This is a genomic window from Ideonella sp. (assembly GCF_035254525.1).
Classification (GTDB): domain Bacteria; phylum Pseudomonadota; class Gammaproteobacteria; order Burkholderiales; family Burkholderiaceae_C; genus Ideonella.
In genome coordinates this window covers 52,917-67,182 of record NZ_DATFAN010000211.1, presented here as the reverse complement: position 1 = coordinate 67,182, position 14,266 = coordinate 52,917, and the positions used below count along the sequence as shown (strand labels likewise).

Here is a 14,266-nt window from a genome sequence, read left to right as displayed (position 1 = left end):
GCGACGGTTAGCAAGAAGCAGGCACGCCTGCTTCAAAGGGCAGCGGGGATGCGCTCGACCGAGGCCTGAAGCGCCGCCTGCAGGCCGGGAAAATCGGTGAAGTCGACTTGCGTGCCGGTCGCCAGGTGCAGCAGGCGGCCCTTGAACCCCTGGCCGGGCAAGCCGGTGCTGCGGTGCAGCCGGAGCACGAAGCTGAGCTCGTGCGGGTACGGCGGGGTGGCGTCGAGGGGATTGTCCATGGTGCGATGTCCTTTATGCTGGTCGTCACTGTAGGGACGGCGACGGTCCAGGTCGTCATGAAACCGTCCGGTTTTGGTCTTGTCGGGAGTCGGCGTGATGCATCCTTCGGCGGTGGAAGCGGCAGACGAGGCGGCCGGCGCCGCCGGCGTGCTGGCCTTCGGCACCTTCCGCCTGGACCCGCGCAATGCCTTGCTCAACGACGGCGAGCGCGAACTCGAGCTGCCGCCCAAGGCCTTCGCGGTGCTGTGCCACCTGGCGGCGCGGCCCGGCCTGCTGGTCACCAAGGACGACCTGCTCGACGCCGTGTGGGGCCACCGCTTCGTCAGCGAATCGGTGCTGAAGACGGCGGTCAGCACGATCCGCACCGTGCTCGGCGACGACTCCCGCATGCCGCGTTATGTCGAGACGGTCTCGCGGCGCGGCTACCGTTTCGTCGCGGCGCTGGTCGATCAGGCCGCGCCGGCGCTGCCGGCCGAGCCGGCCCGCGCCGAGGCGCTGCCCGCCCCCGCCCCCGCGGTCGTGCCCCTGCCGGCGCCCGACGGCGCGCCGCTGATCGGCCGCGGCGCCGAGCTGGCCCGCCTGGGCGCGCTGCTCGGCGCGGCCATGGCCGGCACGCGCCAGATGGTGCTGGTGGGTGGCGAGGCCGGCATCGGCAAGAGCGCGCTGCTGCGCCGGCTGGCCGAGCAGGCGCAGGCCGCGGGCGCGCAGGTCGCACTGGGCCAGTGCATCGAGCAGGTCGGTGGCGGTGAGCCCTACCTGCCGGTGCTGGACGCGCTGGCCGAGCTGTCGCGCGGGCCCGAGGGCGCACCCTGGGTGGGTGCATTGCGCCAGGTCGCGCCGACCTGGCTGGCGCAGCTGCCGTGGCTGGTGGCGCCGGGCGATCAGGCCTCGTTGCGCCACGAGCTGGCGGGCGCCGTGCAGGACCGGATGCTGCGCGAGTTCGGTGCGCTGCTCGACGTGGTCACCCCGGCGCGCCCGCTGGTGCTGCTGATCGAGGACCTGCACTGGAGCGACCACGCCACGGTCAACCTGCTGGGCTACCTGGCGCGCCGCCGCGGCCCGGCGCGCACGATGCTCGTGGCCAGCTACCGCCCGATCGACGCGGCGCTGAGCGAGCATCCGATGCAGGCGCTGCGCCAGGAGCTGCGCCTGCACAAGCTGTGCACCGAGCTGATGCTCGAGCCCTTCAGCGAACTCGACGTCGACCACTACCTGCGCGAGCGCCTCGGTGCCGCCATGCCGGCCCGGCACGAGGCCTGGGCGCGGCTGCTGCACGGCCACACCGAAGGCCTGCCGCTGTTCGTGGCCAACCTGGTCGACGACCTCGAGGGCAGCGGCGCGTTCGAGGACGCCGCCGACCCCGCGGCCGACCCCGCGGCGCTGCTGGCCCGGCTGCAGGTGCCCGACACGCTGAGCGGCGTGATCGAGCGGCAGATCGCCCGCCTGCCCGGCGAATGGCGCGCGCTGCTCGAGGCGGCGGCCGTGCTGGGCATGGAGTTCGCGCACCCCGCGCTTGCCGCGCTGCTGGGCCAGGACGGGGCCGCGCTGCGCGCGCGCTGCGATGGCCTCGTGCGGCGCGCCGAGTGGCTGCGCAGCGCCGGCCTGGCCACCCTGCCCGACGGCTCGCTGGCGGCACGCTTCGCGTTTCGCCACGCGCTGCACCGGCGCGTGTTCTACGAGCGCCTGTCGGCCGCGCAGCGCCTGCAACTGCACCTGCAGGCGGCGCAGGCGCTGCAGACGCTCCTGGGCGCGCATGCCGATCGCAACGCCGCCGAGGTGGCGCTGCACCTCGAAAGCGCCTGCGAGACCGCGCCGCTGGCCGGCGTGCTGCTGCCCGCGGTCGCGCGCGACGCCGTCGCCTGGCGCCTGCGCGCGGCGCAGGCCGCGGTGGCGCTGCACGCGCCGCACGATGCGCTGGCGCACCTCGCGCGCGCCTGGTGCAGCGGGCCCTCGGCGGCCGAGCGGGTGCACATCGGCCTGGAGCGCGCCGGGCTGCTGCAGCAACTGGGCTGCGGCGCGCAGGCGCTGAGCGAAAGCGCGGCCGCGCTCGACGAGGCCCGCGCGCTGGGCGACACGCCGCTGCTGCAGCGGGCGCTGCGGGTGCGCGCGCGTTGCTGCCAGGAAAACGACCTGCCGGACGAGGCGATCGGCCTGATCGACGAGCTGCTCGCGGGCAGCGCCGCGCCCACCGGGGCGGAGCGCGCCCGGGCCCTGATGGTCAAGGCCCAGGCGATGGTGGGCGCCGGCCGGCTGGCCGACGCCGCCGCCGTCTCGCAGAACGCACTCGATGCCGTGCCCGCCGAGGCACCCGCCGTGCGGGCCGACATCCTGGCCGGCCAGGTCCTCGGGCACTTTCATCGGGCGACGTTTGCCGAAGGCCTGGCCACCGCGGAGCGGGCCATGGCGCTGTACGAGCAGGTCGGCGATGCACTGGGCGCCGCGCAGATGGCCGGCCGGCGTGGCGCCTTCCTGCTCAACCTGGAGCGGGCCGACGAGGCCGAGGCGGCGCTGCGCGACGCGCGGGCGCGCTCGATGGCGCTGCACGACGTGCAGGGGCACCGCACGGCAGTGCTGAACCTGGTCAAGGTCCTGACCGACCGCGGGGATGCGGCCAGCGCGCTGGCCTTGCTCGACGAGGGCTGGCAGGCCGCGCCCGGCTTCGAAAGCCCGATTGCCGAGTGCGCGTTCCTGCACGGCTTCTACTACTGCAACTACCTGCGCGGCGAGCTCGGCGCCGCCTTCGAAGACGCCGGGCGCGTGCGCGCCAGCGCCGAGGGCCTGAACTCGGTCTACTGGCGCATCGGCTCATCCGTGCTGGTGGTGGGCATCTACACCCACCTGGGTGACCTGGCGACCGCCGGCGAGATGGTCGAGCAGGCGCTCGCGCTGGCCCACGCGCGCGAGGTGCACCACCTGTGGCCACGGGTCGTCGGCCACCGCGCCTGGCTCGACGTGCTGGCCGGCGAGCCCACGCGCGCGCTGGCCCGGCTCGACGAGGTGATCGCCTCGGGCGACCCGGTGCCCGCCGAAGACTTCGCCGCGATGCAGCGCGTGCGTGCGAAGGCGCAGCTGGCCCTCGGGCAGCCGCACGACGCGCTGGCCACGCTGGCGCCCTTCGACGGCGCACCGACGCAGGAGGCCTGGGCCCTGATGCTGGCGCTGCGCCTGCAGGCGCAGCAGCGCGCGCACGGCGCGTCGGCGCCGGCCGACCTGGCGCGGGCCCGGGCGGATCTGTCCGACAACCGGCTGCCCGCGCTCGAAAGCCTGCTGCTGCGCCAGGCGCTGGTCGACGCGCTGCAGGTGGCCGGCCGGCCGGCCGAGGCCGAGGAACAGGCCCGCCTCGCGGCGGACCAGCGGGCGCGGCTGGCCGCATCGCTGCACGCCTGGCCGGATCACCAGGCGGCGTTCCTGCGCCGTTTCGCCGCACCGGCGCGCTGACACCCGACCGCGCCACCGCGCCGGTCCGCCGGGTCCGCTCAACCCAGGGCTTCGATCGGCTGGAGCGCGAGCGCCTGGCGCAGATGCCGCCAGGCTGAAACCCCGACGACGATCACGGTCGCCACGCTGCCCGCAGCCAGTGGCATGCCCAGGCCGGCCGCCATGCCGACGCGATCGACGAAGCCCGACAGGTAGTGCTCGCCCAGCCAGGCCGCGAGCGGCAGGCCTGTCAGCGCCGCGGCGGCCAGCGGCCAGGCGAACTCCGCCGCCACCTGGCCGGCGATGGCGGCATGGCCGGCCCCATGCAGGCGCCGCAACACCAGCTCGGTGCGGCGCCGGCGCAGCGTGTCAGCCACCAGCGCGTAGGCACCCAGCATTGCCACGCCCACGGCCAGCAGCGCCACGCCGGCCAGCGTGGTGGTCAGGAATTCCTCCTCGCGGTAGACGTCGGCAAGCTGTTTGTCGGCCGGCTGGATGTCGTGCGGCACAGGCGGCCCGTGCGCCTGCCAGATCTCGTCGAGGGCTTGCCGCAGCGCAGCCATGTCGGGCCCGTAGACGGTGAGGTCCCATTGCGGCTGATCGGTCAGGACGAAAGCCTGGGCCTGCGCGGGCTCGCGTGCCGATTCCATCTTGACCTCCTTCACCACCGCCACCACGCGCCGCTGCGCGGTGCCTTCCTGCAGGAACTCGCCACCGCCGCGCAGCAGCGCACCCACGGCAGCCTGGGGGTCGGCGAAGCCGAGCAGCCGCGCCGCCTTGGCATCGATCACCACGTTGGTCTCGCCCGAGCCGGTGTGCGGGCGGCCGGCCACGACCGTCATGCCGTAGGTGTCGAAGAAGCCCGGCGACACGGTGGTCACCCGCAGCACCTGCTTGTGCCCGGTCGCGCTCGCGTGCATCTCGCTTTGGCCCTGGGTGTCGCCGGCCGGCCGGGCGCCGCTGAAGGCCCAGTGCCAGATGGCCGGGTGGCGGCCGAGCGCCGCCACGAAGGCGTCGAGGTTGGGCATCTTCTCGGGGTTGACCATCAGGCCCAGCCACAGCCGGTTGCGCGTGTCGAAGCCGCGGTCGGCCCGCAGCAGGTGCTGCTGCTGCATCGCCAGCACGCCCGCCAACGACAGCAACAGCAGGGCGCCGCCCAGCTGCAGCGTGAGCAGGCCCTGGCGCACACGCCGGCCCCACGGGCCTTCGCTGGCGGTGCGCCCCTGCAGCGCTGGGGCTGGTGCGCGGCGCAGTGCGGCCCAGGCGGGCACCCCCAGCGTCAAGGGCGGCAGCAGCGCCACCACGGCGCCGAATCCGAGCAGCGCCTGCAGCGGCACCGGGTCGGCCACCGGCTGGGCCGGCGACAAGCCCATCCAGTTGGCGACCGCAGGCGCCACCCACCAAGCCAGCAGCAGGGCGCCGCTGGCGCTCGGCAGCAGCGCCAGCGCGGCTTCCATGCTCCACAGCTGCAACAGCTGCAGGCTGTCGGCGCCCAGGCTGCGCCGCAGCGCGGTTTCGCGCTGGCGCTGCAGCAGGCTCGCCGCCTGCAGGTTCATCGCGTTGAAGGCGGCCAGCATCAGCAGCAGCGCGCAGGCCGCGGCCACCGCACCCAGCACCTGCCACCGCCGCGCCTGCCATTGGCCCTCGAAAGGCAGCTGAGTGAGCGTCACGCCGCGGAAGTAGGCCGCTTCGCGCCCGACGCGCCATTCGGCGGGCAGTTCGGCGTGCCGCGGGTTGGCGAGGAAGGCCTCGCGCATCCAGCCCCCCACCTGGTCGACCGACGTACCGGGGCGCAGCCGTGCGAACACGCGGCCGTTGGCCATGTAGATCGCCGTGCGCTGGTCCTCGCTCCAGTTGTCGCCTTGCGATTCGAAGCCGACCATGGCCATCGCGTCGCCGACCATGGGGTTTGCCGGCCAGAACGGCGCCCGCGGGTCGGTGTTGGGGATCACCGCGCCGACGGTGTAGACGGTGCCCTGAGACTGGAGCCGTCGGCCCAGCGCCTGCTCGGGCGGCAACGGCCCCCACAGCTTGCGCAGCAGGCCCACGGTGATGGCGATGCCGTCGCGCCGGGCCAGCGTCGACCGCAGGTCGCCTTGCAGCGATTCGAGCCCCAGCAAAGGCGCCAGATCGGGATCGGCGATCAGCTTGTAGGCCGGCTGAAGGCGGTCCCCGAGGTCGAAGTCGATGCCATCGAAGCCCACGCGGCTGATCAGGTCCAGCGGCACCTGCCGCTGCTTGAGCATCGGCCCGAAGGACACCGGCGACGCGGTGAACCAGGGGCTGGGCTGCCCCGGCGGGTTGCCTTTGAAGTCGAGCATGACCACGCGCTCGGGATCAGGGATGTGCGGAGCCGGCTCGGCCAGGGCGATGGCCAGCAGCCCCACCAGCAGGCAGGCGGCCAGTGCCAGCATCAGGCCGCCCATCGCGACCAGCGTGGGCCCGCGGCGGCTGCGCAGGCCATGCAGCGCATCGAGCAGCAGCGCGTTCACTGGTGTGCCTTCGGGCTGCGCCCTTCGGTATTCGCCCTTGGGGCGGCCCGGCGGGCTCATGCCAGCCGCTCCGCCTGCGCGTCCACCAGCACGCGGCCGTCGAGCAGGCGCACGGTGCGCGAGGCCAGCGCGGCGTGCTCGGCGCTGTGGGTCACCACCACCAGCGTCGTGCCTTCGTCGTTGAGCTCGCGCAGCAGCCGCATCACCTCCTGCCCATGCGCGCTGTCGAGGTTGCCGGTGGGCTCGTCGGCCAGCAGCAGGGCCGGGCGCGCCGCGATGGCGCGGGCGATCGCCACGCGCTGCTGCTGGCCGCCGCTCAGCTGGCTGGGATGGTGCGTGGCGCGGTGGCCGAGACCCAGGCGTTCCAGCACCTCGGCCGCACGGGCGCGCTGGGCCTTCTCGGCCAGGCTGCCATAGCGCAGCGCGAGCTGCACGTTGGCGTGCACGGTCAGCTCGTCGACCAGGTTGAAGCTCTGGAACACGAAGCCGATGCGGCCACGGCGGATCGCGGCCAACTCGCGCGGGCTCTTGGCCGACACGTCTTCGCCCTGCAGCCGGTAGACGCCGCTGCTGGGGCGGTCCAGCAGGCCGAGCAGGCCCAGCAGGGTGGACTTGCCGCAGCCGGACGGGCCGGTGATGGCGACGTATTCGCCGGCTTCGATCTGCAGGTCGATCGCGTCCAGCGCGGTGGTTTCGATGTCGCCGGCGCGGTGGCGTTTGCTCAGGCGGTTCAGTTCGATCATGGCAGGGCCAGCCTTTCGGCCTGGGAGGGCGGTTGAGAGATCAGGACCTCGTCCCCGGCCTGCAGGCCGGCCAGCACTTCCACCTGGCCGGCGGCGGTGCGGCCGAGCTGCACCGTGCGGGGACGCAGTTCGCGGCCTTGGCGCACGTAGAGCCGGCTCTGCACGCCCGGCCCCTCGGGCAGCAGCAAGGCCGGCCGGGGTGCGCTGAGCTGCAGCCGCAGATCGACCGCCTGGCCGGGGCGCAGCGCGGCCGGCGCAGCAGCCTGCGGCCAACGCAGCAGCACCCGCACCTTGCCGCCTTGCACCTGCGGCAGGGTCTGGGCCAGGCTCAGGTCGCCGTGCGGGCCAGTGGCCACCTGACCGATCTGCAGGCGAGGCAGGTAGTACTCGTCGACGTCGGCCACCAGCTGCACGCTGCTGGCAGGGTCGTCGATGCGGCCCAGTCGGTCGCCCGGCCGCACGCTGGCACCCACCTGCAGCTGGAAGCCGCTCAGTTGGCCGGCGATCGGCGCGCGCTGCTGCAGCCGCTCCCGTGAGCGCTCGAGCAGTTGCAGGCCATGCTGCAGGCCCTGCACCGCGCGGGCCATCTCGTCGATCGACTGCTGGCGGGTCTCGGCTTCCAGCCGCAGGTCCTGCCGGGCCTGCTGCAGCAGCTGCGCGGCCAGGCGCTGCCGGCGCTCGGCCTGCTCCAGCGCGGCGGGCGAAACGAAGCCGGCCGCCGCCAGCTGTGCCTGCCGCTGGTACTCGGCCTGCGACTCCGTCTGTGCCGCCTGCAACTGGGCCAGCTCGCGCCGGTTCAGCGCCAGGCTGGCGGCCTGGGCACTGCGCTGCACCGACACGTTGGCCATTTGCTGCGCCACCTCGGCGCTGCGTTGCATCAGCAGCTGTTCCTGCTCGGGGCTGTGCAGGCGGTACAGCGGCGCGCCGGCCTCGACCTGATCGCCTTCGTGCGCCAGCACGGCCTCCACGCGGCCGGCCTCGGCCGCATCCAGCTGCACCGAGCGCAACGGCTCGACCCGCGCGCGCAGCGGCAGCTCGTCGCGGAACTCGCCGGCGCGCACGGCGGCCAGCTGCGGCGTCTCCACGGTCTGCACCTGAGGCGTACGCTGCCAGGCCAGCAGCGCCAGCGCGGGCACGGCCAGTGCGGCCATGGCCAGAGGCGGCCATGGTCGCCGCCAGCCGGGCGCGGGCGGCAGCCTGCGGTCCATGGTGGCGCCGCTGGGAGGCGGGAGGAGCGAAGTCATCGAGCTTCGCAGCATCGGGCCTGCCCGTGGGGCATGCCTAGCCCCCTGTCCGCTTCCGGACACTCCCCTGGTGCGTGGGCGGATCGAACTGCGAAGATGCCGCGGTGACCGAAGGCGCCTCGATTCTTCTCCTCGACGACGACCCCGACGTGGGCCTGGCCGCGCAGCTGCTGCTGCAGCGCCGCGTTGCTCCCATCACCTCCCTGCGCCGGCCGGCCGAGCTGCCCGCTGCGCTCGAGCGGCTGCAGCCCACCCTGCTGCTGCTGGACCTGAACTTCGGCCCCGGCCGCACCGATGGTGCGCAGGGCCTGCAACTGCTGGCCCAGGTGCAGGCCCGGCCGCGGCCGCCGGTGGTGGTGGTGATGACGGCCTATGCCGACATCGACCTGGCCGTGCAGGCGCTCAAGCGCGGCGCGTTCGACTTCATCACCAAGCCCTGGGACAACGTGCGCCTGATCACTACCTGCCGCGAGGCCTTGCAGCGCGCTCAACCGGCGCTGGCGGCTTCAGGCCCGCTCGAGCCGGCGCCCGCCGAAGTGCCCGAGCCGCTGCGCTCGCTGGCCGCGCAGGAGCGCGCCGCGGTGCTGGCCGCGATGGCCGAGGCCGAGGGGAACCTGAGCGCCGCGGCACGCCTGCTCGGCCTGTCGCGCGCCGCCTTGTACCGCCGGCTCGACAAGCATGGGCTCTGACCAACTCCGCCTGCTCGGTGCCGCCCTGTCGTGGCTGGCGGCCGGCGCCCTGGCGCATGCGGCCGGCAGCGCGCCCAGGGCATGGGTGGGCGTGGCCCTGCTGGCGTTGGCGGGCCTCATCATGGCCTGGCCGTTGGCGCGCCGGGCCACGCCACGCCATGCTGCGGCAGCCCGGCTGACCGAGCCGCCGGCCCCGGTCGACACCCAGCGCTTCAACCTGCTGCAGGCCCAGTTCGAGCACCTGCCGGTGGCCGCATGGGCTCTCGCCGACGATCGCCTGCTGCCGCTGACCAGCCGCGCGCGCCGGCTCGCCGCGCCGGGCCGCGTGCGCGACAAGACGGCGCTGCACGCACTGCTGCGTGCGGCCAGCGGCAGCGGCCCGGTGGTGCTGGATACCGAGCGCGGCAGCGAGCGTTGGCAGCTCCAGCAGCAGCCGCTGTCGATCGAAGGCAAGAGCCAGCGCCTGCTGGTGCTGGTGCCGCTGGAGAACGAGCTCGAGACCGAATCGCTGCTGGCCTGGCAGCAACTGGTGCAGGTGCTGACGCACGAGATCATGAACTCGCTCACCCCGATCAAGAGCCTCAGCCAGACGGCGCTGATGCTGCTGGACGAGCGCCCCCTCGTCGAGGGGGATCTGCGCACCGCGCTGAGCGGCATCGGGCAACGCGCCGAGGGCCTGTCCAGCTTCGTGGCCACCTACCGCCGCGTCAGCCAATGGCCGGCCCCGAGCCTGGCGCCGGTCGACCTGCAAGCGCTGTTCGGTCGCCTAGGCCAGGCGGTGGCGCCGGCCTGGGCGGCGCGCGGCGGCCAGGCGAGCTTCGAGCTGGCCTCGCCCAGCCTGCGGCTGCAGGCCGACGAAGGCCAGCTCGAGCAGGCCCTGCTGGCGTTGCTGAGCAACGCCGAGCAGGCCACTGCCGATCGGGCCGCGCCGCGGCTGTGGGTGCAGGCCCGCCAGGGCCGCGGCGGGCGGCTGCTGATCAGCGTGCGCGACAACGGCCCGGGCGTGGCGCCGGGGCTGGAGCGAAAGATCTTCCTGCCCTTCTTCAGCGCCCGCGAGGGCGGCCAGGGCATCGGGCTGACCGTCGTGCGTCAGCTGGTGCACGGCATGGGCGGCCGGGTGCGCCATGTGCGCCCACTCGAAGGCGGGGCCGCCTTCGTATTGAGCTTTTGACGTGCATCGCGGCGGGTCCTTTCGCCCCAGCGACCGCCTGATCGGCCGGGCTCAGCGGCACCTGGCGGCCCACCCCTATCTCACCGGCTCCGTCGGGATTCACGCACTGCTCGCAGCGCTGCTGATCAGCCTGCCGGGCTGGGGCGAGGCGGAGCGCGCGATGTCGGTGGCGGCCTCGGCCAGGCACACCGCGCAGCAGATCACCCAGACCGAAGTGCGCCGGCTGGCGTACCGGGTCGAGCACATGGAAGAGATCCTGCGCCAGCTGGCCGATGCGGCGGGCCAGGAACCGGCGGTGGCGCCCCGCCCGACCGACGCATCGCCCGCTTCGCTGATGGCGCGCGCGAAGGTGCTGTCCGCGGCCATAGAGGCCGTGGAACGCAAGCTGCGCGTCGCCGCACTGGCACGTTTGACGGGAATGCCGCTGGCTGACGCCCGCCGCGAGGTCGACGCACGGGCTGATGCCAGCCGGCCGCCCACCGACGCGGGCACCCCGGCCGAGGCCATCGAGCAACTGGAGCGGCGTGCCAAGGAAGCCCTCGAGGCCCAGCGCTCGCAACTCGAGGCACAACGCCATGGCGTGCGCGTGGCCCGCGCCGCACCCGCTTCGACGCCGGCGAACCCGGAGCCGGGCCCGGCCGGGCAGAGCCGCCCGGCCGACGGCATCCAGCGTTCGCTGGCCGTGCAGCTGGCCGCCGAGTTCCGCCACGGGCCGCCGCAGGGTCGGGTCGGCGAGCCGGGCTTCGAAGGCGGGCGTTCCGTCAACCCGAAGCGCGTCGAGGGCGTGGCGGGCGGCCGGATCGCCGGCGCCGACGAACAGCACCGCGCTGCCCGGTTCGGCGATGGGCCGCCGGTCCGCGTGCCGGGTGGCAGCCTCGACCTCACCGGCCACGCGGCGGACGGTGCGCCCCGCCTCGGCGCGGCCGGGCCCGCGCATGCTGATCCGGCCGCATTGCGCACCGGAGCCGGCCGCGTGATCGGGCCGGGAGGCCCCTTGGCGACCCGCGTCTACCTCGACAGCTGGTACGTGATCGGCCCTTTCGACGGCCGTGGCGATGACCCGATGCAGGTGGTGTACCCGCCCGAGGAGCACGTCGACCTGGACGGCAGCTACCGCGGCCAGGGCGGGCGCACGCTGGGCTGGCACTACGCGAGCCGCGGCTTCTACCCCTTCGTCCCGCCCGAGCGCGAGGAGCGCGCCGTGTACTACGCCTACACCGAGTTGCGTGTCGACGAGGACCGCGACGTGTGGCTGGCCATCGCGGCCGACGACGACTCGATGCTCTGGCTGGATGGTCGCCTGGTGTGGACCAGCCGGCGCGGCGACAAGCCCTGGTACCGCCCACCCTACTACCTGCCGGACGAGCAGGTGGCCAGCCTCGCGCTCGCCGAAGGCCACCGCCGCGTGCACCTGGGCCGCGGGGTGCACCGGCTGCTGGTCAAGCTGTTCAACGACCGCGACCGGACCTTCTTCTCGGTCGTGCTGGCGCCATGACGCGGCCATTGCTCGCCGCCTTCAGCGCTTCCATCGCGTCCATCGCATTTCCAAGGGGATGATCTTGCAGTTCAACCTGTTCGAACAGCTGGCCGCCGGCGGTGCCGGCATCTGGGTCATCGGCGCGCTGTCGGTGCTGGCGATCGCGGTGGCGCTGGAGCGGTTGCACCGCTTTCGGCCGGCCGCCGTGGTGCCGCCCACCTTGGTCGACGAAGTCGTGCCGCTGTGGCAGGGCAGCCGCTTCGACGAGCTCGAGCAGGCGCTCGTGCAGCACGACAGCGTGCTCGCGCGCACGCTGCGCTTCCTGGTCGCGCACCGCGCGCGCTGGCCCGCCGAGGTGCTGGCGGTGCGTGCCGGCGAGGTGGCCTCGCGCGCGCTGCGCGGCCAGCAGCAACGCGCCTACCCGCTGGCCGTGGTGGCCACCATCGCGCCCATCGTTGGCCTGCTCGGCACGGTGGTCGGCATGATCGAAGCATTCCACGTGATCGCGTTCACCGGCGGCGTGGGCGATGCCTCGCTGCTGGCCGGCGGCATCTCGAAGGCGCTGATCAACACCGCCGCCGGCCTGGCCGTGGCGCTGCCGTCGCTGGCCATGCACCATTTCTTCAGGCACCGGCTGGTCGTCAGCGGCCTCGCGCTGGAGGAGCAGCTCGAGCGCGTGCTCGACGCCTGCGTCCGGCCCGGCGGAGCTCGCTGATGCGCATCGACCTGGGCGACGACGAACCACCCGAGATCAGCCTGATCGCGTTGATCGACTGCATCTTCTTCCTGCTGATGTTCTTCATGGTCGCGACCTCGTTCAAGCACCAGGCTGATGGCCGGCCGCTGAAGGAGCTGCCGATCACGCTGCCCGAATCCGCTGTCTCGCTCGACCCGGCGACCGCCGCCCCGGATGTGGTCGCGATCGGCGTCGATGCGAAGGGCGGCGTCTACTGGGGCCGCGAACGCGTGACCCAGCTCGTGCTGCGCGAGCGCCTGCACGCGGTGGCCGCGCGCAACCACGACCAGGCCATACGCATCGACGGCGACATGCAGGCGCCCTACCAGGAGATCGTGCACCTGATGGACCTGTGCCAGTTCGAGGGGCTGACGCGCATCGCCATGCGTGCCCGGGACGGGCGTTGAGCCCAGCGGGCAGGGCACCGACCCGATAATCCGGCGAGGTCGTCCGAACCCTCGATCTCGCCATGCTGCGCTACCACACCCTCCCCGTCACCCCCTTCCAGCAGAACTGCTCGCTCGTCTGGTGCGACGAGACGAACGAGGCCGCGCTGATCGACCCGGGCGGCGAGGTCGAGCGGCTGAAGGCCGAGGTCGCGCGGCGCGGGCTGAAGCTGGTCGCGCTGTGGCTCACCCACGCCCACATCGACCACGCCGGCGGCACCGGCCAGCTGGCGCGCGAGCTGGGTCTGCCGATCATCGGCCCGCACCCGGGTGACCAGTTCTGGATCGACGGCCTGCCGCAGCAGAGCAAGATGTTCGGCTTCCCGCCAGCCGAGGCCTTCACGCCGACGCGCTGGCTGCACGACGGCGACACGGTGCAGCTCGGCCACAGCACGCTCAGCGTGCGCCACTGCCCCGGCCACACGCCGGGCCACGTGGTGTTCCACAGCGCCGAGGCGAAGCGCTGCTTCGTCGGCGACGTGCTGTTCGCCGGCTCGATCGGCCGCACCGACTTTCCCGGCGGCGACCACGCGACGCTGATCGCCAGCATCACCGAGCGGCTGTGGCCGATGGGCGACGACACCGTCTTCATCCCAGGCCACGGCCCGGAGAGCAGCTTCGGCCGCGAGCGCCGCACGAACCCCTACGTCGGCGGCACCTGAGCCCGCGGTGGCCGGCGCCGACCCCCTAACTTGTCGGCGTAGGTGAATTTGTCACAGACTGTGACGGCCATAGTGGCCGCTCATGGGCAAGCGGCGTGCCTATGCTGGGCCCGCACCTGGAACCACGCGCACCCCAAGCGCGAACACCGGTGCATCAAGGAGGCTCACGATGCTGGAACTGTGCACGGCCCCGGCCCGTCGGTCCCACGAGACGGCCACCGCCGCCGGCCTGGACATCAACCAGGCCCTGGCTTACCGCGGCCCCGAGCGCCGCGGCGGCACCGCGCTGCTGACGCGCTTGATGACGATGATGCTCGACGAGGTCGACTACGGTCTGCTGCTGCTCGGAGATGGCCCGCGCGTGCTGCACGCCAACCACGCCGCGCGTGCCAGCCTGGGGGCCCCGCAGCACCCGCTGCAGGTGCTCGGCCACGAACTGCGTGCGCGCCTGGCAAAGGACGCGGCGCCGCTGCACCAGGCGCTGCAAGCCGCCGCCAGCCGCGGCCTGCGCCGCCTGCTGACGCTGGGCGAAGGCGCCCAGCGCGCCGGCGTGGCGATCGTGCCGCTCGGCATCGAGCCGCTCACCCTGGCCGGCTCGGCCGCGCCGGCCACGCTGGTGGTGCTGGGCCGGCGCGAGGTCTGCGGCGGGCTGTCGGTGCAGGGCTTCGCGCGTGAGCACAAGCTGTCGCCGAGCGAGGCGCAGGTGCTGGCGCTGCTGTGCGAGGGCTGCTGCCCGAACGAGATCGCCGAGCGGCACGGCGTGAAGATCGCGACCGTGCGCACGCAGATCGCCAACATCCGCGCCAAGACCGGCACCGACAGCATCCGCGACCTGGTGCAGCAGGTGGCGGTGCTGCCGCCGCTGGTGGGCGCGCTGCGCCGCCAGGCCGAGGCAGAGGGCTGGGAGCCAGCCATGGCGTGAGGGCAGGCAAGGATCCCCCGGGGCCGG

At 73.6% G+C, this 14,266-nt stretch carries 12 protein-coding genes; 8 read left to right on the top strand and 4 right to left on the bottom strand.

Annotated elements, in window-relative coordinates; all coding sequences use genetic code 11:
• Positions 1 to 32: 32 nt before the first annotated feature.
• On the bottom strand, positions 33 to 239 hold the full coding sequence (locus tag VJ693_RS24380; RefSeq protein WP_324158582.1) for a hypothetical protein: 207 nt from the start codon (positions 237 to 239) through the stop codon (positions 33 to 35).
• Between the two features lie 97 nt (positions 240 to 336).
• Here VJ693_RS24380 and VJ693_RS24375 point away from each other — a divergent pair, with 97 nt between their 5' ends.
• A complete protein-coding gene (locus VJ693_RS24375) occupies positions 337 to 3,678 on the top strand; it encodes an ATP-binding protein (RefSeq protein ID WP_324158580.1) in 3,342 nt (1,113 codons plus the stop codon).
• Positions 3,679 to 3,716: 38 nt separating this feature from the next.
• Here the strand turns inward: VJ693_RS24375 and VJ693_RS24370 are convergent, their stop codons facing one another.
• Genes VJ693_RS24370 through VJ693_RS24360 form a run of 3 tightly spaced genes read right to left on the bottom strand, consistent with a single transcriptional unit; the run spans position 3,717 to position 8,043 of the window.
• The gene (locus VJ693_RS24370) at positions 3,717 to 6,209 is read right to left on the bottom strand and encodes an FtsX-like permease family protein (RefSeq protein ID WP_324158578.1); all 2,493 of its coding nucleotides are present in this window, start codon (positions 6,207 to 6,209) and stop codon (positions 3,717 to 3,719) included.
• Complete coding sequence (locus VJ693_RS24365) at positions 6,206 to 6,892, bottom strand: ABC transporter ATP-binding protein (protein ID WP_324158576.1); 687 nt, start codon at positions 6,890 to 6,892, stop codon at positions 6,206 to 6,208. The genes VJ693_RS24370 and VJ693_RS24365 overlap by 4 nt, the downstream gene beginning before the upstream one ends.
• Positions 6,889 to 8,043, bottom strand: coding sequence for an efflux RND transporter periplasmic adaptor subunit (locus VJ693_RS24360; protein ID WP_324158575.1), 1,155 nt, complete (start codon positions 8,041 to 8,043; stop codon positions 6,889 to 6,891). The genes VJ693_RS24365 and VJ693_RS24360 overlap by 4 nt, the downstream gene beginning before the upstream one ends.
• Before the next feature lie 197 nt (positions 8,044 to 8,240).
• Between VJ693_RS24360 and VJ693_RS24355 the strand changes: the two genes are divergently transcribed.
• The 7 genes from VJ693_RS24355 (at position 8,241) to VJ693_RS24325 (ending at position 14,239) form a co-directional block, all read left to right on the top strand.
• Positions 8,241 to 8,825, top strand: coding sequence for a response regulator (locus VJ693_RS24355; protein WP_324158573.1), 585 nt, complete (start codon positions 8,241 to 8,243; stop codon positions 8,823 to 8,825).
• Entirely contained in the window at positions 8,815 to 9,996 is a 1,182-nt protein-coding gene (locus VJ693_RS24350) for a sensor histidine kinase (protein ID WP_324158571.1), read from the top strand. The genes VJ693_RS24355 and VJ693_RS24350 overlap by 11 nt, the downstream gene beginning before the upstream one ends.
• A gap of 1 nt (position 9,997) precedes the next feature.
• Positions 9,998 to 11,491, top strand: a complete 1,494-nt coding sequence (locus VJ693_RS24345; protein ID WP_324158570.1) for a hypothetical protein — start codon at positions 9,998 to 10,000, stop codon at positions 11,489 to 11,491.
• A gap of 64 nt (positions 11,492 to 11,555) precedes the next feature.
• Positions 11,556 to 12,188 carry a MotA/TolQ/ExbB proton channel family protein gene (locus tag VJ693_RS24340; RefSeq protein ID WP_324158568.1) on the top strand — a complete coding sequence of 211 codons (633 nt, stop codon included), beginning with the start codon at positions 11,556 to 11,558 and terminating at the stop codon, positions 12,186 to 12,188.
• Complete coding sequence (locus VJ693_RS24335; protein ID WP_324158567.1) at positions 12,188 to 12,616, top strand: biopolymer transporter ExbD; 429 nt, start codon at positions 12,188 to 12,190, stop codon at positions 12,614 to 12,616. The genes VJ693_RS24340 and VJ693_RS24335 overlap by 1 nt, the downstream gene beginning before the upstream one ends.
• A gap of 62 nt (positions 12,617 to 12,678) precedes the next feature.
• Complete coding sequence (locus VJ693_RS24330; RefSeq protein ID WP_324158565.1) at positions 12,679 to 13,317, top strand: MBL fold metallo-hydrolase; 639 nt, start codon at positions 12,679 to 12,681, stop codon at positions 13,315 to 13,317.
• Between the two features lie 169 nt (positions 13,318 to 13,486).
• Complete coding sequence (locus VJ693_RS24325) at positions 13,487 to 14,239, top strand: helix-turn-helix domain-containing protein (protein WP_324158563.1); 753 nt, start codon at positions 13,487 to 13,489, stop codon at positions 14,237 to 14,239.
• Positions 14,240 to 14,266: the final 27 nt, after the last annotated feature.